Source organism: Streptomyces sp. NPDC024632 (genome assembly GCF_055559175.1).
This window is the reverse complement of sequence record NZ_JBVHLD010000001.1, coordinates 743,073-761,140: the sequence shown is the minus strand read 5'-3', so window position 1 is coordinate 761,140 and position 18,068 is coordinate 743,073. Positions and strand designations below refer to the sequence as shown.

General features: G+C 71.0%; 14 protein-coding genes and 2 pseudogenes. 12 read left to right on the top strand and 4 right to left on the bottom strand.

What is annotated here, in order from left to right; all coding sequences use genetic code 11:
- Window positions 1–76: 76 nt before the first annotated feature.
- Window positions 77–1,294 (bottom strand): zinc-binding dehydrogenase, encoded by a 1,218-nt coding sequence (locus ACZ37P_RS03325; RefSeq protein WP_467344572.1) that lies wholly within the window; start codon window positions 1,292–1,294, stop codon window positions 77–79.
- Between the two features lie 117 nt (window positions 1,295–1,411).
- On the opposite strand from ACZ37P_RS03325, the gene ACZ37P_RS03320 reads away from it, so the two are divergent.
- Window positions 1,412–1,975 (top strand): TetR/AcrR family transcriptional regulator, encoded by a 564-nt coding sequence (locus ACZ37P_RS03320; protein ID WP_355336749.1) that lies wholly within the window; start codon window positions 1,412–1,414, stop codon window positions 1,973–1,975.
- 23 nt (window positions 1,976–1,998) lie between these two features.
- Here ACZ37P_RS03320 and ACZ37P_RS03315 read toward each other — a convergent pair whose 3' ends face one another.
- A complete protein-coding gene (locus ACZ37P_RS03315; protein WP_402710360.1) occupies window positions 1,999–2,481 on the bottom strand; it encodes a helix-turn-helix domain-containing protein in 483 nt (160 codons plus the stop codon).
- Window positions 2,482–2,646: 165 nt separating this feature from the next.
- On the opposite strand from ACZ37P_RS03315, the gene ACZ37P_RS03310 reads away from it, so the two are divergent.
- On the top strand, window positions 2,647–2,919 hold the full coding sequence (locus tag ACZ37P_RS03310) for a helix-turn-helix domain-containing protein (protein ID WP_355336478.1): 273 nt from the start codon (window positions 2,647–2,649) through the stop codon (window positions 2,917–2,919).
- A 695-nt stretch (window positions 2,920–3,614) separates the two neighbouring features.
- Here ACZ37P_RS03310 and ACZ37P_RS03305 read toward each other — a convergent pair.
- Window positions 3,615–4,061: a universal stress protein gene (locus ACZ37P_RS03305; protein ID WP_355336477.1), complete on the bottom strand. Its 447-nt coding sequence runs from the start codon at window positions 4,059–4,061 to the stop codon at window positions 3,615–3,617.
- A gap of 235 nt (window positions 4,062–4,296) precedes the next feature.
- On the opposite strand from ACZ37P_RS03305, the gene ACZ37P_RS03300 reads away from it, so the two are divergent.
- The 8 genes from ACZ37P_RS03300 to ACZ37P_RS03265 all read left to right on the top strand — a co-directional run bounded on the left by ACZ37P_RS03300 (window position 4,297) and on the right by ACZ37P_RS03265 (window position 13,905).
- The gene (locus ACZ37P_RS03300; RefSeq protein WP_401305196.1) at window positions 4,297–5,097 is read left to right on the top strand and encodes a VOC family protein; all 801 of its coding nucleotides are present in this window, start codon (window positions 4,297–4,299) and stop codon (window positions 5,095–5,097) included.
- Between the two features lie 315 nt (window positions 5,098–5,412).
- Window positions 5,413–5,922: a signal peptidase II gene (locus ACZ37P_RS03295; RefSeq protein ID WP_355336475.1), complete on the top strand. Its 510-nt coding sequence runs from the start codon at window positions 5,413–5,415 to the stop codon at window positions 5,920–5,922.
- Window positions 5,923–6,347: 425 nt separating this feature from the next.
- On the top strand, window positions 6,348–7,070 hold the full coding sequence (gene uppS, locus ACZ37P_RS03290; protein WP_467344646.1) for a polyprenyl diphosphate synthase: 723 nt from the start codon (window positions 6,348–6,350) through the stop codon (window positions 7,068–7,070).
- Window positions 7,071–7,465: 395 nt separating this feature from the next.
- Complete coding sequence (locus tag ACZ37P_RS03285) at window positions 7,466–8,914, top strand: oxygenase MpaB family protein (RefSeq protein WP_467344644.1); 1,449 nt, start codon at window positions 7,466–7,468, stop codon at window positions 8,912–8,914.
- 130 nt (window positions 8,915–9,044) lie between these two features.
- On the top strand, window positions 9,045–9,719 hold the full coding sequence (locus ACZ37P_RS03280; protein ID WP_391042365.1) for a Crp/Fnr family transcriptional regulator: 675 nt from the start codon (window positions 9,045–9,047) through the stop codon (window positions 9,717–9,719).
- 180 nt (window positions 9,720–9,899) lie between these two features.
- Window positions 9,900–10,838, top strand: a complete 939-nt coding sequence (locus ACZ37P_RS03275; RefSeq protein WP_401305188.1) for a hypothetical protein — start codon at window positions 9,900–9,902, stop codon at window positions 10,836–10,838.
- Window positions 10,835–12,976 carry a hypothetical protein gene (locus ACZ37P_RS03270; protein WP_467344565.1) on the top strand — a complete coding sequence of 714 codons (2,142 nt, stop codon included), beginning with the start codon at window positions 10,835–10,837 and terminating at the stop codon, window positions 12,974–12,976. Before ACZ37P_RS03275 ends, ACZ37P_RS03270 begins: the two co-directional genes overlap by 4 nt.
- Window positions 12,973–13,905 (top strand): hypothetical protein, encoded by a 933-nt coding sequence (locus ACZ37P_RS03265; RefSeq protein ID WP_391042370.1) that lies wholly within the window; start codon window positions 12,973–12,975, stop codon window positions 13,903–13,905. The genes ACZ37P_RS03270 and ACZ37P_RS03265 overlap by 4 nt, the downstream gene beginning before the upstream one ends.
- Before the next feature lie 39 nt (window positions 13,906–13,944).
- On the opposite strand, the pseudogene ACZ37P_RS03260 reads toward ACZ37P_RS03265, so the two are convergent.
- Window positions 13,945–14,383, bottom strand: a pseudogene (locus tag ACZ37P_RS03260) (HAD domain-containing protein).
- Window positions 14,384–14,564: 181 nt separating this feature from the next.
- On the opposite strand from ACZ37P_RS03260, the pseudogene ACZ37P_RS03255 reads away from it, so the two are divergent.
- Together ACZ37P_RS03255 and ACZ37P_RS03250 are read left to right on the top strand one after the other, a co-directional pair.
- Window positions 14,565–17,462: pseudogene (locus tag ACZ37P_RS03255) on the top strand (family 78 glycoside hydrolase catalytic domain); the annotation flags it as partial.
- A complete protein-coding gene (locus ACZ37P_RS03250; protein ID WP_467344642.1) occupies window positions 17,439–17,834 on the top strand; it encodes an alpha-L-rhamnosidase C-terminal domain-containing protein in 396 nt (131 codons plus the stop codon). The pseudogene ACZ37P_RS03255 and the gene ACZ37P_RS03250, both read left to right, overlap by 24 nt.
- The last annotated feature ends 234 nt before the right edge of the window (window positions 17,835–18,068 follow it).

Genomic DNA, 18,068 nt, shown 5'->3' with positions numbered 1-18,068 from the left:
TCGCTCGAACGCACCCAATTCCACCACGGCGGGGCGCGCGTGCGGGGGAGGCCGCCGCCCGGCGCCGCGGGCGGCCCTACGGGTGCAGCACGATCTTCCCCACGTGCCCCCTGCGGGCCAGTTCCTCCTGCGCCCGCGCGGCCCGCGCGAGCGGGAACGTCGCGGCGACGACCGGCCGGACAGCGCCCTCGCGCGCCAGGTCCATGAGGAGCCCGAAGTGCGCGGGCGTGTGCATCGAGGAGCCGATCACCCGCGCGTTGTGCAGATACAGACGGCGTACGTCCAAGGTGACGCCGTACCCGCCGAGCGCCCCCGCGACCACCCACCGGCCGCCCTCGCGCAGCAGCGGCAGGCACGCGCTCACCAACTCCCCGGCGACGACGTCGAGTCCGATGTCGATGCCGTCCGGGGCGGCGGCGCGGATCTGCCCGGCGACATCCCGCGCGCGGTCGATGACGACGTGCGCGCCCGCCGCGCGGACCGCGTCGGCCTTGGAACCGCTGCTGACGGCGAGCACCTTCGCGCCGCGCGCGCGGGCGAGTTGGGTCAGGGCGAGGCCGACGCCGCCGGACGCGCCGGAGACCAGGGCGGTCTCGCCGTCCCGCAGCCCGCCGCGCTCGATCATGCCGAGCGCCGTGCCGTACGCGGTCGGCAGCGACGCCAACTGGTCGTCCGTGAGCGGGGATTCGGTCATGTCGTGCACGCGGCCGACCGGCGCGGTCACGTACTCGGCGTAGCCGCCGTCGCGTTCGCTGCCCATGAGGCCGATGGGATTCGCGTCCTGGCGGTCGGAGTCGTAGACGGCCGGGTCGATGACAACGCGGCGGCCGAGGAGGCCCGCGTACGGATTAGGCTCCGCGGCCGTGCCCCGGGCCGCCGCCCCGGCGGCCTTCCCGGCGACCGCCCGGGCCGTATCCCCGGCGACCGCCCGCGCCGTATCCCCGTCAACCACAGCGCCCCCGTCGAGGGCAGTGCCCCCTTCGAAGCCAGCGCCCCCGTCGGCGGAGACGTCCTCCCGTGGCCCGACCGCCACGACCCGCCCGGCCACGTCGGCCCCCTGGATCCGCGGAAAGTCGATCGGCCCGCGCCAGCCGGACAGCGCCGTCGCGTCCTGCGGGCTCCCGTACGCGCCCTCGCGCGTCCACAGGTCGGTGTTGTTGAGCGCGACGGCGGCGACCTCGACCAGCACCTCGCCCGCCCCCGGGGCGGGCACGGCCACCTCCACCGCCTCCAGCACCTCCGGCCCGCCGTGACCGGCGATCCGTACCGCACGCATGGTCCCGGGCATGCTCATCGCTCCACCGTCCTCCTGAGTACACTGATCTGTGAACATTGACCCACGGTACACCGATCAGTGAAGGGGGGCCCGATGCCGGAGGTCCAGGAGACGGAAGCGGGCGACGTACGGCCCATGACCGCCGCGGGCCGCCGTATCGCGGCGGCTGCCGAGGAGCTGTTCTACGGGCGCGGGATCACGGCGGTGGGCGTGGACCTGATCGCCGAGCACTCGGGCGTGACCAAGCGGACGCTGTACAACCAGTTCGGCTCGAAGGACCAGCTCGTGGCGGTCTACCTCGGCGAGCGCGACCGGCGCTGGCGGGCCCTCGTCCGCGCCGCCGTCGACGCCTGCGACGACCCCGTCGAGGCCGTCACCGCGCCCTTCGAGGCGCTGCGGACCTGGAGCGCGACCAACACCCGCGGGTGCGCGTTCATCAACGCCCTGGCCGAACTCCCCGACCCCGCGCACCCCGCGCACCGCGTCGCCGCGGACCAGAAGCTCTGGCTGCTCGGCCTCTTCGAGCGCCTCGCCACCGCGGCGGCCTGCGCGTCCCCCGCCGCCCTGGCCACCCGGCTCCTCCTGCTGCACGAGGGCGCGCTCGCCACCCAGCCGCTGCCGCTCGACACGCTCGCGGAAAGCGTCGCTCTGGCACGGGAGTTGGTACGGGCGAGCGCGCCGTCCTCCGGCGCGGCCTGAGCGCCGACGGGTGAAGTCGGCTGCTAGCCAGGGGTCTTGGGTGTGAAACCGTCCGGGTCCTGCGCCAGCAGCCCGTGCACCCGGCCGACGAGGCTGCTGTCCTCGGACGGGCTCAGCCCCTCGCGCGCGGTGCGGAGCACGGCTTCCACCAGGTGCCAGCGCTCCTCCAGGCGGTCGTACGCGCCGGAGGGGATGGCCGAGGCGGCGTCGATGTCGCGCTTGCGGGCCGTGAGGTCGCGCAGCTCCTCGGCGGCGTCGGGGCGGCCGACGTCCTCGAACTGCTCCGGGCGTACGCCGACGACATGCGCCATCCGGGCCAGCGTCTCGTCACGGCCGCGGACGGGGACCGGTGTCCCGTCGACCGACTGGTAACCGCTGACGATCTGCCGCCACCGCGTGTCGCTCATGCCGGCTCGCCGCGAGGCCTCCCGCTGGGAAAGGCCGGACGCCGCGAGCGCGACCTTGATCAGCTCCCCCTCGGGCGGCGCGTCCGGGCGCTCAGTCATGCGGCGAGCTTCGCACAACTACGCATTATGCGTCCAGTGATACGGCGAAGAGGGGCGGGTATCGGCCGGTCTGGCCTGCGCATATGCGCGGCGGCAACGTGCGCAGGTGTGCGTAGTTCCCGATAAATACTTGTGCTACGCGCTACTACGCGCTAGTTTTTGCCCATGTCGCACCGCACCCGGCCGAGCAGGCTCCATCAGGAGCCCGAGGCCGTCACCTGGGCGCGGGAGAAGTCCGGGCTGACCAAGCGGGCGCTCGCCGACCAGGTCGGCATTTCGGAGCAGCTCATGGGTGAGATCGAGTCGGGCTGGCGCAGTGCCACCCCCGCCAATCTCATCAAGATTGCCGATGCGCTGAACTGCCCGCTCGTCGTCCTGGAGCGCAAGCGCCACGCGGGCGCGGTCCGTACCGCCGCTCCTGAAGGCGCGGCCGAATGAGGCCGGGGGGCGCACGCCGCGGCCGAATGAGGCCGGGGCGCGCACGTGAAGGAACGCTCGACGCGTGGATTGGCATATGCCAAAGTCGTGCGACTCGCGGCCCGCGGGGCCGGGGCGGCACATCATGAGATGAGTACGCGGAGGCCGCCGCCGCATCCCACGAAGACGGCCCCCGCCCAGCCGGATTACCGGTCGTTGACGTGCTGATGGATCCAGACGGCAATCTGGACGAGCCACCAGCCCATGCGTAATCGATCGGTAGTCCGCAGCCTCTTCGGCCTGCGGTGACGCGCCACTGCACTGCTCCTCTCTCCGGACACCGCCGAATGCGATGTACGGAGAGGGCACCAGCGTCCAGGTGCCCGGCTGACGGTCAGGTTACGCGGCCGTACTCTCCGTGTCCGGCGGTCGGTGAATTGCCCCGCTTGACCGTTTCTGCCGGTGCCTTCGCTTGTCTTCCGGTGCCGCCGCTTGTTGTCCTCCGGTGGCGCCGCCTGTCCTCCGGTGCCGCCGCCTGTCCTCCGGTGCTGCTGCTTGTCCTCGGTGGCGCCGCCCCCGTCTGCGTACGGCTTCGGGCGCGGCTCCGCGTAAGGCTCCCGGTACGACGCTGCCCGCCGTCCCCGGCCGGGTGCGGAACCGGGGGTGGCGGGCAGTGGGGCGATCCGGAAAGGGGAAGGGGAAGGGGAAGGGGCAGGTCAGGCGGTGGCCCCGGCCTCGCTGTGGACCAGCAGGACCGACACGGGAGACGACTTCGCGACGGCGCGGCTGACGCTCGGGTGCAGAAGCGCGGAGATGCCGCTGTAGTGGCCGGGGCCGACGGCGATGAGGTCGCTGCCGAGGGCTTCGGCGCGCTCGACGAGTATCGCGGCCAGGTCCTCGGTCAGGCCCTCGTCCACCTCGCCGTCGGCGGTGATGCCGTCCGCGCGCAGCCGCGCGAGCGCGTCGTCCACGACCTTGCGGCTCTCGGCGCTCTCCTCCACCGGCACCACTGTGCTGGTGATCCCTCCGGAGATCACCTGCGACGGCCGGATGTGGATGACCTGCACCGTCCCGCCGGTCAGCTTGGCGAGCGCCGACACCGCGTCGAGGACGGCACTGCCGTGGGCCGAACCGTCGACGGCGGCGAGGATCTTCTTGTACATGGGGTCAACTTCCTTGTCCGAAGGGGTCTCACGGGAGGTGCGGCCTCCGTACTTCCTCAGCCTCCGGCCGCCGGGCGCGCATTCCCGGATCGGTGGTGACCATGGCCACTTCGTACGTTTCCGCTCTCCGTCGCCCGTCACCGTTGCCTCGCCGTGCGGGGAGCGCGAGGACTGACTAGCGTGGAGACGTACGTAAGTGACGTACGTCACATTCGTGGGGACGGAGTCGCGGGTCATGACTGATTTCCCGGAAGGCGCACCGTGCTGGGTGGACGCCATGTTCGTGGACCTGGAAGGGGCCAAGCGTTTCTACGCCGACGTGCTGGGCTGGACGTTCGGGGAGAGCGCGAGCGAATTCGGCGATTACGCGCAGGCGTTCTCGGACGGGGAGGCCGTCGCGGGCGTGGTCCCGCCGATGCCGGGAGAAGAGGGGAAGTCGGCCTGGAACCTGTACTTCGCCACCCCGGACGCGGCGGCGACCGCGGAGAAGGTGAAGGCGGCGGGCGGCGAACTGCTCATGGAGCCCATGCAGGTGGGCCGGCTCGGCACGATGGCGCTGGCCAAGGAGCCGACCGGCGCGGCCTTCGGGCTCTGGCAGCCGGATCAGCACAAGGGCTTCGCGAAGGTGGGCGAGCCGGGCGCCTTCTGCTGGGCCGAGTTCTTCACGCGCGAGCCCGACGTCACGGACGCCTTCCTGACGAAGGCGTTCACATACTCCGCGCAGCAAATGACCGACGCCGGGGTGGACTTCAAGGTCTTCAAGGTCGGCGGCAGCCCGAATCCGGTGCTCGGCCGCATGACCATGGGTGACGAATTCCCGCCGGAGGTACCGGCGTATGTGAACGTCTACTTCGCGGTCGGCGACTGCGACGCCGCCGTACAGAAGGCCGTCGACCTCGGCGCCACCCTCCGCTTCGGCCCGATGGACAGCCCCTACGGCCGGTTCGCCGCCGTCACCGATCCGCAGGGCGCGAACTTCTCGGTCATCGACACCGCGCGGACGGTGGGGGAGATGCCGGCGCCGGCGGAGGCGTAGGGGTTTCGTCGCCGCTTGTCCGCCGGGCCAGGGTGGCACGGGCGGGGCGGGGCGGGGCCGGACCGGTCCCGGGGGCGTACGGGCGGCAGGTCGGCGCGGGCGCGGGGCCGGACCGGTCCCGGGGGCGTGCGGGCGGCAGGTCGGCGCGGGGCCGGACCGGTCCCGGAGGCGTACGGGCGGCAGGTCGGCGCGGGCGCGGGGCCGGACCGGTCCCGGAGGCGTACGGGCGGCAGGTCGGCGCGGGCGCGGGCCCGGGTTTCGGCGGGCGGCCACGTACGCTCGATGGGGGACGGGGCTGGGATCGGGAGGTGTGCGGTGCGGCGTACGTACCTGCTGTGGGCGACCGCGGCCGTCGGGCTCGTGGTGGACCAGACCACGAAGGCCGTCGCGGCGGTCGTGGTCGAGGGGCACGAGGCCAGCCACGCGTTCGGCGGCGCTGTGACCTTCACCGCCATCCGCAACTCCGGCGCGGCCGGTTCCTTCGCACCCCGCGCCACCCTCGTCTTCACCTTCCTCGCCCTCTGCGTCCTCGTCTTCATCGCCCGCGTCGCCCCCGCCGTCCGCTCCACCGGCTGGGCCCTCGGCCTCGGCTTCCTCTTCGCGGGCGCGGGCGGCAACCTCGCCGACCGGCTCTTCCGCACCCCCGCCTTCGGCCGCGGCGCCGTCCTCGACTTCATCCAGGTCGGCAACGGCGGCATCTTCAACCTCGCCGACCAGTGCGTCACGGCCGGCGCCCTCTTCGTCCTCGTCCAGGCCTTCCGCGGCGTTCCGATGCGCGCCGCCAAATCTCCTGCCGGAGAGCCGGACGCGGTGGGCAGCGCGTAGACCCCTGGCGGGTCGCCGTCTTGACGCGCGTCCCGGTTTCGGCGCGGGCCCGTCCTTCCACGGCCACGTGGTGCGGCCTCTTGGCGCGGCCTCGCCTTTACGTGCCACGTATGTCCTGGTCAGGGAGCAGGGAGCAGGGAGCAGGGAGCAGGGGGTCAGGGAGTCAGGCGGCGCTGTTTCCGCGCGCCCCGGTGTGCCTCCGCCCGCGTGTCGCGGAGGCGGGGAATCGGACTGGCGTGCCATGGGTGAATATGCGCGGATCGGGATGTGCCGGAGGCCAAGTGCCAGGACTCTGTGAGGTGTTGATCCAATTGCGGTGACGGTGACGGCCGGGGGCACCTGTGACGGTGGAGCGAGACAGCGGCACTTCGGTCGTATGGGACACCGGAGTCCGCGTGGGCAGACAGCCGCGACGGGCCACGTCACTGACCCCGGCCCCGCGGCACGTCGCGTGTGTGATGGACGGGAACGGCCGCTGGGCGGAGAGCCGTTCGCTGCCGCGGACGGCGGGCCACCGCGCGGCGGAGACGACGGTGATCGACGTCATCGAGGCGGCGCGCGGAGCCGGGGTGGAGTGGCTGAGCCTGTACGCGTTCTCCACCGAGAACTGGAGCCGCCCGAGCAACGAGGTCGACTACCTGATGCGCCTGGTGCGCCGCGTCGTACGCAAACACGCGGCACTGCTGCACGCGCGCGGCATCCGCTGCCGCTTCCTCGGCGTCGCCGACCCGAGAATCCCGGCCCCGCTGGCCCGCGACTTCGCCGACCTGATGACACTCACCCGCACGAACCGCCGCATGACCCTGACCGTCGCGTTCGACCACGGCGGACGCGGCGACATCGTCGAGGCGGCCCGCTCCCTGATCCGCAGCGGGGTGTCCGCCGACGTCGTGGACGAGAGCCACTTCGCCGCCCACCTGCCCTTCCCCGACACGCCCGACGTCGACCTCGTGATCCGGACCTCCGGTGAACAGCGCATCTCCAACTTCATGCTCTGGCAAGTCGCTTACGCGGAATGGACCTTCCCCTCGGTGCTCTGGCCCGACTTCCGCGCGCCGCACTTCCTGGAGTGCCTGCACACGTACCAGCAACGCAAGCGCCGCTTCGGCGGCGTGCCGCCGCACGCGAACGGAGAGTCCCGCACGTGACGGAGACAGGCAGTAGCAGCAGCATCAACCGGCCTTCCAAGCGCGTGCGTTCGCGGGCGGCCGGGGCGACCGGCGTGACTGAGGCGGTCGGGGCGGCCGAGGCGGTCGGCACTGTGAAGCCGGACGCGGCGAAGCGGAAAGCGGTGAAGACGCGGGCCGCGAAGCCGGACGTCGTCGAACCGCGGGCCGTCAAACCGAGGGCCGTGAAGCCGAAGCCGGTGCAACCGGTGAAGCAGGTGAAGCCGGTGAAGCCGAGAGCGTCGAAGCCGGACGCCGTAGCACCGGACGCCGTAGGACCCGACCCCGTAGCGCCCGCCGCCGTAGCACCGGACCCCGTAGCACCGGACCCGGTCAAACCGCCCGCAGGGCCACCTCCGGCGGCGCCCGCCCCGCGGATCGAATCCCTCTTCGGCCCCGACTCCCAGTTCCACCGCTTCTTCAACGACCCCCGCTGGGGCCTGGCGGTGATCAGGGCGACGGTCCTGGAGGCGGCGCACCCGCAGATCGGCGCGGCCCTGGCCGACAACTCCACCTTCGTCGCGCACCCGTGGCGGCGGCTGCGCAACACCCTCGTCAGCCTCCAGCGGATGTTCGGCGCGGACGACGCGGTACGGCAGCGGGAGGCGGCGCGCCTCAACCGCCTGCACGCGCGGCTCAACGGCGCGGACGCCCGGCACCGTCCGTACGACGCGATGGACCCCGAGGTCCGCGCGTGGGTGGTCGCGACGCTCTTCGAGAGTTCGGTCACGATGTGCCGGTTGAGCGGGCAGCCGCTCGACCAGACGACGATGGAGCAGCTCTACGCCGAATTCCAGGCGTTCCTCGGTGCCTTGGGGGATCCGGCGGGTCAACTGCCCGCCACACTTCCGGAGTTCTGGCAGTACTTCGACCGCATGGTCGAGGAGAAGCTGGAGAACACCGAGGCGCTGCGCATCATCCTCTACAAGCTCTTCGACCACCTCCCCGCGCCGCCCCTGCTGGACGGCCTGCCCACCGTCTGGGCGGCGGGCCGCGCGCTCGCCGGGCCCGTGATCGGGCAGATCACCGTCGCGTCCCTCCCCGAGCCCTTCCGCCGCCGCGCCGGTCTGGCCGAGATCCCCGGCGCCCAGACGCTGATGCAGGGCGCCTACATGGCCGCCGGCCTGGCCCGCTTCCTCCCCGAGGGCTGGATCAGGACCGAGACCCTCACCAACCTGATGGCCCTCACCTCCGACAGCGACGACCCCGCCTACGCCACGGTCACCGCCGTGCGCGACCGTATGAAGCAGGCGGGCGCCTTCATCCGCCTCGTCACGCCCTTCCCCGCCCAGCGCGAGTCCGCCGACGACGGCCCCACCGCCACCGGCGCCTCCGCCACGGGCGGATCGCGGCGCAGCGCCGACGAGTTCTTCAGCGAAGTCCTCGACCAGACCGGCGACGGCTTCCTCGACTGGCCCGATCTCGCCGCCATGGCCCGTGAGTTGTCCTCCCGCCTCGACCTCGACGAGCCCCAGGAGACCAAGCTCTACAACGCCTACGCCGACTGGTGGCGCGAGCTCCAGTCCGCCCTCGACACCGACGGCGACGGCCGCGTCAGCAGAGCCGAATACACCGCCGCCGCCCCCACCCTCGCGGGCCCCGCCCTCATCCGCGTCGCCGAAGTCCTCTTCGACGTCACCGACAAGGACGGCAACCAGACCATCGACGCCACCGAATACCGCGCCCTCTTCCGCACCGCCTTCACCCGCACCGTCCCGGCCACCGCCTCCACCTACACCCGCTCCGCCTTCATCACCGACTTCCTCACCTTCATGTCCGCCCGCCACCGCTCCACCCCCTACGACCCCCTCCTCGCCGACGCCTGACCTCCCCCACGCGGGGAACCGTTCGACGCCCGCTTACATCTGTCGCGTTCCGGGAGTAGAACCTTCTGTGACGCCACGGCCCCGGTCCGTGATCGCATGTACAGGTTCGTCGGTTCGAGGGAAGGTCCCCGTGCTGCCAGCGGAGCCGTGGCGCGACGTCATGAGCCAAGGGACGACACGGCGGTTTCGCCCGCGCAGCGTGATGCTGCGGCAGGGCGATCCCGGGACACATCTTTTGGCTCTCACCACCGGAATCGCGAAGGTTGTGAGCCGGGACCATCAGGGGGTCACGACACTGCTCGCCTTCCGCGGACCGGGTGACCTGCTGGGCGAGGTGTCGGTCTTTGACGGCAGGACGCGGATCGCCGATGTGATCGCGCTCAGCCCGTGCACGGCGGTGGTCCTGGAGGCCGAGCGCTTCCGTGCCTACGTCGAGCGGCATGGGCTGGTGATCGACCTGATGCGCCAAGCCATGCACCGGCTGCGTGAATCGGATCTGCTGCGCGCCGAGTTGCTCACCCTTCCCCTGGTGACCCGCCTCGCGCGCACGTTGGTGCGACTGGTCGAACTGGCGGGCTCGGGCCACGGTCGACCGATATCAGTACCGGCCACGGCACAGCCGGACTTGCCGGTCCGGTTGACCGGCCTCACGCAGGAAGAACTCGCCCAGTCCATCGGAGTGACCAGGAACGCCGTGGGCGTGGCGCTGCGCACCTTACGTGACGCCGGCGCAGTGGAGACGGCGCGACGGTCGATCGTGATCAAGGACCTGGACGGGTTACGGACGTGGGCCGATACGGCCTGACGTCCCGTCGGCCCGCTCTCCGCTCAGCCCTTGAAGGGGACGTGTCCGCTGTGACCGCGGTCACTCGCGGAGTGCCCTGCGCTGTGCAGAACGGCTCAAGACGTACGCGAATGCTGGGAGTCGGCCGCCAACCGGCAGTTGCACCGTCCAGAGCATCCGTCCGACGTCAGGAGCACACCTGTGAGCGTGACCGTTCCCGCCCCCTGGTCGCAGAGCCGACCGTTGCCTCCCTACCGCGCCCTCCTCGCGGTCGACGCGAAGGACTTCACCGGACTTCCGTCCGTTCTGCACGCCCCGGTGAGTGAGCTGATTCCCGAACTCGTCGATCGCGCACTGGAAAAGGCGGAGCTCAAGGACTTGAGGGACGCGAAGCGATTCCCGGCGAGTACGGGCGACGGCATCGTCTTCGGCTTCGACCCGACACATCTGCCCTATGTTCTCTGGCCGTTCCTGCCCGTACTCGACGAGATTCTCGGTCAGTACAACAGCTCCGAGGTGGGGCCGCGGATCAGGCTGCGGGCCAGCGTGCACGTCGGTCCGGTGCCGGACGCGGACGCCCCGGGCGACGGCAACGGCACCCCTCGCAACGACACACACAGGTTGCTGGACTCCCGGCAGGTCAAGGCGATGCTCGCCAATGCCAGCGAGCAGACCACGCACGTTGTCGCGATCCTCTCCAACCGTGTCTATGAGGATGCCGTAATCGGGGGATACACACAGTTGCACCCGGACCGCTGCACGGAGGTGCCCGCGACAGTGGACGGCAAGAACTTCGCCCAGCGGGCTTGGCTCTATGTCCCTTCGCCATCCGGGAACCTGCTCAGTGCGGGAGTTCCGGCGAGGGAGGAGCTCAAAGAGGCCCCCTCTGCCGACAGCGCTGACGCAGCGGTGGGTGCCCCGGCCGCTTCGGCAACGCCGGGTGTGCCACCGGCGGCCACGTATCACCGCAACAGCCAGGAAGTGGGAGACGGCAGCGCCGCGCTCATGGGGGGTGTGGGCGGGGACTTCAACTTCACGGGTCGGTCCACAACCCATCGCGCAGCCAACCAGCACTGGGGCAGCGGCGACAACGTCTCCGGCTCCAAGCACGTCGGCGGCGGTGCCGAGGACGACCGGTGACCGCGGAAACCGCAGACGCGCACGAAGTGCGCGGCGAGTGGGACATACCGCACCCTCGGGCCGAGGACGGCTCCGACCCGGCGCCCCAGCCCGCCGGGTCGGCTTCGTACCAGGGCAATCGGCAGCAGGTGGGCGCCGGTGCCGCAGCTCACATGGGCAATGTGGGACGAGACCTGAATCTTCTCATCTTCCGCGACGGCGAAGAAGCAGCCGAGAACATCCTCACCCCACGGCTACGCGAAGGCGCATACTCCGCAGCGGAGATCGAGGACCGGCTGCGCGGTTTTGTCGAGCCCCCGTCGTATCCCCGATGCCGTGCGGTGCTGGAGGACCGCGTTCTCCTGTTGCGGGGCACCCGCGGCGCTGGTGCGGCCACCGCGGCGTTCGCCCTGCTCCGTGAGCGGTTCGGCGCCGACGGCATCACCGGCCTCGATGCCGGACAGGACCTGGCCCGCTGGCGTCCGTCCGCACCGCGTGGCTACATCCTCGCGGGCGCCACACCGCAGACCGTCGACGCGCTCAACGATGTCGTGCTGAGCGCGATGGCCGGTCATCTGGTCCACGCCGGGGCCGCTTTGGTAATCGTGGTGGACGACGATCTCGCCCAGTCGGTGAAAGCGCGAAATCGGCTGGTGGTCCATGTGCGTCCGCGGGCGTACGACGTCGCCGCAGGACACCTGAAGTCCGCCGTGGAATCGGGTGAGTTGTCGCCGGATCACTTCTCCTCCGCCTGGCCGTACCTCGATGACCCGGTGTTCGCCGGATACCTCGACGCGGACCAACTTCCGCAGTCCGGGGTGGATGTCGCCGAGGAACTGCGAGCCGTGGCGGCCGGCGCCCAATCAGTGGAGGAGGCTGTCACCAACCTGAGTCAGGGCGGCGCGGACGAGGTGTGCCAATCTCTGGACCAGGTGGCCGGTAAGCCGGACGAACTGGCACTGCTCGCGGCGGTCGCCCTTCTGCACGGGGAGGACCGCCAGTCGGTACAGACGTACGCGGCGGCGCTGCGCGAGCGCCTCGGTAGGTGGGACACCACGCATGACCGAGCCGTCGACCTCGACGGCGACCGTACGCGTGTCCGCGATGTGCTTGTGCCCGATGTCCACGGCGCCCGGCCGCCGAACGTGCTGGGACCAAGCTTCGAAAGTCGGCTGGCGTGTGTGGAGGCGCGACTCCTGCCACGCCGACTGGTCCCCGGCGACAGTTCCAACTACTGGTCCCAAGCTGTCGACTTCCCGGCCAGGCACCGTGCGGACCAGGTGCTGCGGCAACTCTGGTGGGATCGGGCGGGCATGGAAACCCACCTTTGCGCGGTCCTTCTCAGCCGGGAGTACCAGCCCGGATACGACCTGACCGCCGGGCGGTCGATCGGGCGGGTTCTCTGCCATGCCACCGGTACCAGGCCGCTCCAGCCGCTCCAGGCGTTCGCGAAGTCGGGCCTGCGCTGGCACCGCCGGCTGGCGGCATACGCCCTCGGCGAGGCGGCGCAGAACGAACAGATGGTCGGCAGGGTGACGTCACAGGTGCGGGACTGGAGTCGGGTCGTCGATGTCAATCTCCGCTGCACAGTGGCGGAGACCTGCGCGGGCAGCTTTGGCCTGGGTCGCCCGGGTACCGCCCTGCAACTGCTGCACAAGGTGCTCGACGGCCCCGTCGAGCAGGAGACCGTCAGGAGACTCTACGCGGCCGTGTCCTTCGCGCTGAGGGCCCTGCTGACGGAGTCGGCAAACCGGGATCCGGTACTGCGTCGACTGGCCGAATGGTCCACCGCGCAGGTCGGCACCGGCCACCATGCCTACGCCGTGTACGTAATGGAACAACTCGGCCGCAGCGCCGTCGACGGTGGTCAGCGCACCGGCGCTCTCAAGCTGCGGCTCTCCGAACTGGTCGTGGAGCAGCCGGAGGCATTGGTTCCCCTGGTGATGGCGGCGTTGGAGAGTCCGGGCACGGACACAGTGATGTCAGCGGCGCTGACGGCCGTCGGTGAATCGCCCGACAGTCGCCACCGCGTCGCGCTGGCCGCCTTGCTCGAAACTCTCGCCGCCGAATCCACCGGGCGGCCGGGTGTTGTCGCCTTTCTCCTCACTTGGTACCACGCCCACTCTGCCGTCAGTCCTGCCGAATGGAGTCGCACATGAACGAGTCGCAGGTCTACGAGCCGCTGGTCGAAATGCCCACCTCCTCAGCGCTGTCGTGCCTGATCGCACTCCGGTGGAGTCGCGCCGTCCAGGCCCGCGCACTCGTGCTGTTGGACCCGAACGGGGAGGACCTCGTCGCCTACCCGAAGGACCGCGCGCCGGTGGGCTGGCACCCTCGGCTCGGCCTGATGAGCGCCTGGCGAGCGCCTGCGAGCGACGCGCGATGGGTGTCGCTGCGAGTACGCGAGTGCCAGGTGGAACCGCGGACTCGCGGTCGGGATTCGGGCGGCGAGTCCGGCCGAACGTATCCCCAGGGCCTGGCATGGTGGGTGAGCGATCCCGCCGTGGTCGCCCGACTCGCCCTCACCGAGGACGAGATGGTCCGGCGAATCGTCGAAAGCGCCTCGCTCAGTGGCGTCTGGCCCGGCCTGTCCGACGCGAGCCCTTCCCCCTTCAGCTCGGGGCGCCATGATCCCGGTAAGCCCTACCGCCTGGATCCACTGGGCGTCTCCTTCCGCTTCCGGCCGGGGCGCCCGGCCCTGTCGCCGCCACCGGCCCCGCCCGCGCTGCCGTCGCTGTGGGGGGCGGACCAGCACGAGGCGTACCGGTTCTATCGCGACGTTGTGGGCGGGGGTCCCCACGGCCTGGCGGCTCTGTGGCTGCTTTACCACCCGGACCAAGCCAAGGACGTCCTGCAATGGACTGTGGATCACCAGGGGTTGCTCGATGCCTCGGACAGTTGGGAGCACTCCTTGGCTTCGATGCTCCGGGAACTGACGGGAACTCATCGAGCCTTCATCGGCGTCAAGTTCGCGGAGATCCTCAGTGCGACTGGTGTGCCGCACGGCGAGGAGACGTTGGACCGAGTTCGCCGCGCGCAGGCCGCGGCGCCCGTGGACGCTCCAGGAGACTCGGCGTGGAGGTCGTAGGACCCGTCAGGCGGACTTGGCACTCTGGGCACGGCCCCATCACTCGCCCCTGTCGGGCAGTCGGCTCAGCCACTCGTCGAGCGCCGCGAAGTCCGTGGCCGTGAGGCCGTGGTGGGGGTCGACGCGGTGGAGCAGGGTGGGGGCGGGTCTTCCCGTGGAGGCCGGGGATGTCGTGGCTTTCGGAGGGGTCGGGCCAGGAGACGAAGGGGAGCTGGGGGAGGCCGAGGAGCGGGGAGAGGGAGATGTTGGCCTCGGATACCCAGGTGGTGGCCCACACCAGCTCGCACGGCAGGGCGCTCAGGCGGGCGCCCAGGGCGGGGTTGACCCGTGCCGGCAGGGGGTTGGCGTCGGGCCCGAGCTGGCTCGTGCAGGTCGGGTAGCCGTCCGGGAGCTGCTTACGCGTCGCGCCGAAGGGGATGAGCGGTCCGTCGACGTCGAGGAAGAGCAGCGGGTGGGGGTGCGGGGCGGGGGCGGTCATGGCTGACCGGTAGGCGGTGGAGGTGGGGGGATGGGTGGGGGTGTCAGGGTTTCAAATACGTTTCAATTGGGTGGGGTTGATGCTTTGTGTTGGGGCTCTTGACCCTTCGGTGGGTGGCCGCTTAGGTTCGCGGCCACGGACTTGAAACGATTTTTTCGTGGGCGACGCGTGGGGTCGGCGCATGGGGAGATCGTGCCGAAGCAGAGATGCAGAGGAGACCCCGGTGATCGTGCGTGCGGTGACGGCGGTGCTGAGCTTGGTGGTCGTGGGGGTGGCGCCCGCGCAGGCCGGTGGGGCCGGGCACGGCGGCGGGGGCGGCGGGGTGCGGGCCGGGGGGTTGACGGTGGAGCATCAGACCGAGCCGCTCGGGGTGGACGAGGCCAAGCCGCGGCTCGGGTGGACGCTGAGCGCGAACGGCGGCGCGCACGGCGCCAGGCAGACGGCGTACGAGATCGCGGTGTCGAGCACGCGCGACGGCCGCGCGGATGTGTGGGACAGCGGCGAGGTGCGCTCGGCGCAGTCCGTCGATGTCGAGTACGCGGGGCGCCAACTGCGGTCGCAAAAGCGGTACTTCTGGCGCGTGCGGGTCTGGGACGGCGCGCACAAGGTGTCACGGTGGAGCCAACCGGCCTCGTTCGAGACGGCGTTCCTCAATCCGGGCCAGTTCAAGGGCGGTTGGATCGGCTCGCCGACGAAACCGGCGACCACGACGCTCACCGGCGCGGACTGGATCTGGTACCCGGAGGGCAAACCGGCCGACTCGGCGCCCGCGGCCACGCGGTACTTCCGCCGCACCGTCGACCTCCCCGCCAACGCCGCTCTCACGGCGGCCCCCTTCGAGCTGACGGCCGACGACAGCTTCGTCCTCTACGTCAACGGCAAGGAGATCGCGCGCTCGCCGCAAGTCAGCAACTCCTGGAGCACGGCCACCGTCACGGACATCGCGGCCGACCTGCGGCCCGGCCGTAACGTCATCGCGGTCCAGGCCGTCAACACCCTCCCCGGCCCGGCCGGGGTGATCGGCACGCTGCACATCGACGGCTCGGCGGGCGTCCCGCCCGACCTCGTCACCGACGCCGCCTGGAAGGCGAGCGACACCGCGCCGACCGGCTGGCAGCAGCCGGACTTCGACGACGCGGCCTGGCCCGCGGCCCTGGAAGCCGCGCATTACGGCGACGCGCCCTGGTACAGCTCGGTCAGCGTCCCGAGCCCGCCCGAGCCGCTGCTGCGCAAGGACTTCACCACCGGCGGCGCGAAAGGCAAGGCCCAGCGCCCCAAGAAGGTCGCGTCCGCCCGCGCCTACGTCGCCGGGCTCGGCTACTACAAGCTCTACCTCAACGGACAGCGCGTCGGCGACCACGAACTCGACCCGGCCTTCACCGTCTACGACAAGACGGTGCTGTACGCGACGTACGACGTCACCAAGTCCCTGCGCAGCGGCGGCAACACGCTCGGCGTGAGCCTCGGCCGCGGGTACTACGCGATGACGAACCCCGACGAGTGGAACGCCTCGCCCTGGCACAGCGAGCCGAAGCTGAAGCTCGAACTCGACATCACCTACACCGACGGCAGCACCCAACAGGTGACCAGCGACGGCAGTTGGCAGGCCGCCGACGGCCCGACGCGCACCGAATCCGTCCTGTACGGCGAGACGTACGACGCGCGGCTCGAACAACCCGGCTGGAACAAGCCGGGGTTCGACGCCACCGCCTGGAAGCCCGCGCTCCCCGTCACCGCCCCGGGCGGCACCCTCCGCGCGCAGGCGTTCCCGCCGATCAAGGTGACCGGCACCCTCCCGGTCAAGCAGGTCACCACGCCCAGGAGCGACGCGACAAGCACCGTCAACGTGTACGACTTCGCCTCGCCCACGGCGGGTTGGGCGGACACCGCGCTCCGCGGCCCCGCCGGGTCCGTCGTCACGATCACGTACGGCGAGAAGCTGCTCGCCGACGGCACGGTCGACAACGCCGGGCTCCAGACGTACACGTACACGCTCAAGGGCGCGGCGAGCGGCGAGAGTTACCGCCCCAGCTACAGCTACGACGGCTTCCGCTACGTACAGGTCGCCGCGCCCGCGGGCGTCACCGTCACCTCCGTCAAGGGCGAGCGGGTGCACACGGCGGTCACCGCCACCGGCGACTTCAGCAGTTCGAGCGACCTGCTCAACCGATTCCAGGACGCCCAGGCGAACACGACGCTGAACAACCTGCACTCGATCCCGACCGACACCCCGATGTACGAGAAGCGGCCGTACGACGCGGACGCGCACCTCACCGCCGACTCCGCCATCGCCAACTTCGACATGGAGAACTTCTACGAGAACTGGATGCGCGCCCACCGCGACGACCAGAACGCGGACGGCACGCTCGGCCACACCGTGCCCGGCACCGTCGGCGCCAAGGGCGTGAACGACCCGGTCTGGTCGGCGAGTTTCGTGCTGATCAACTGGGATCTGTACTGGTACTACGGCGACATCCGGCCGCTGGCGGACAACTACGCCGCGATGAAGCTGTGGCTTGACCACTAGGAGCAGACCATCGCGAAGACGGGCAACGTCTACACCGGTTTCAGCTACGGCGACTGGGTCGCGCCCGGCGCCGCGTTCCCACCGGAGGGCACCCGGCTCTCGGGCACCGCGTACATCCACCAGACGGCCACCATGATGGCCAGGATCGCCCGCGCCCTCGGACACGGCGCCGACGCCGCGCACTTCGACGCCTTCGCGACGACGACGGCGAACGCCATCAACGCGAACTTCTACGACGCCAAGGCGAAGGCGTACTACGACAACAAGGACGCGGGCTACCGGCAGACGTCCAACCTGCTGCCGCTCAGCCTCGGCATCGTCCCCGCGTCCGAGCGCGCGGCCGTCGTCGCCAACCTCACGAACGACATCAGGACCCGTGGCCGCCACCTCAACACCGGTGCGCTCGGCACCAAGTTGATCCTCCCCGTCCTCACCGACACCGGCAACGACGACCTCGCCTACGACGTCGCCACCAACCCCACCTACCCCGGCTGGGGTTACTGGTTCCAGGGCCTCGGCGCCACGACCATGTGGGAGGAGTGGCAGGACACGTCACGCTCCCACGACCACGCCTTCCTCGGCACGGTCGACGACTGGCTCTACCAGCGCGTCGCGGGCATCGAGCCCGCCGCGCCCGGCTACACCCGGATCACGATCCGGCCCCACCCGGTCGGCGACCTCACCGAAGCCTCCGCCCACGTCGAGTCCCCGCTCGGCCGCGTGGCCTCCTCCTGGACCCTCGACCACGGCCGCTTCACGCTCCACGCCGGCGTCCCCGTGGGCGCCTCGGCCCAGATCCTGGTCCCGGCCCGCACCCGCGCCGCCGTCCACGCCCCCTCCGACGCCCGATTCACCGGCCTGAAGGACGGCTACGCCGCCTACGAGGTCGGGTCCGGCGACTACGTCTTCCGCGTCGCCGGCTGACGGCGGAGCGGCGGGGCGGCGCGACGGTGGAGCGGCGCGACTGCGGGGCGGCGCGACGGCGGAGCGGCCCGGCGGCACCGGTCCGCCGCCGGGGCGGCGATATCCGGCCACGGCGCCAGGGGCCGGTGAGGGGGCCGCGCGAGGTGGTTCCCGTGGGGAAAGTGGGGCCAGGGCCGGGGGCGGGAGAAATGGATTTCCCGTGCGTGGCGGGGCGCCGCCCTACATGTGTATGCG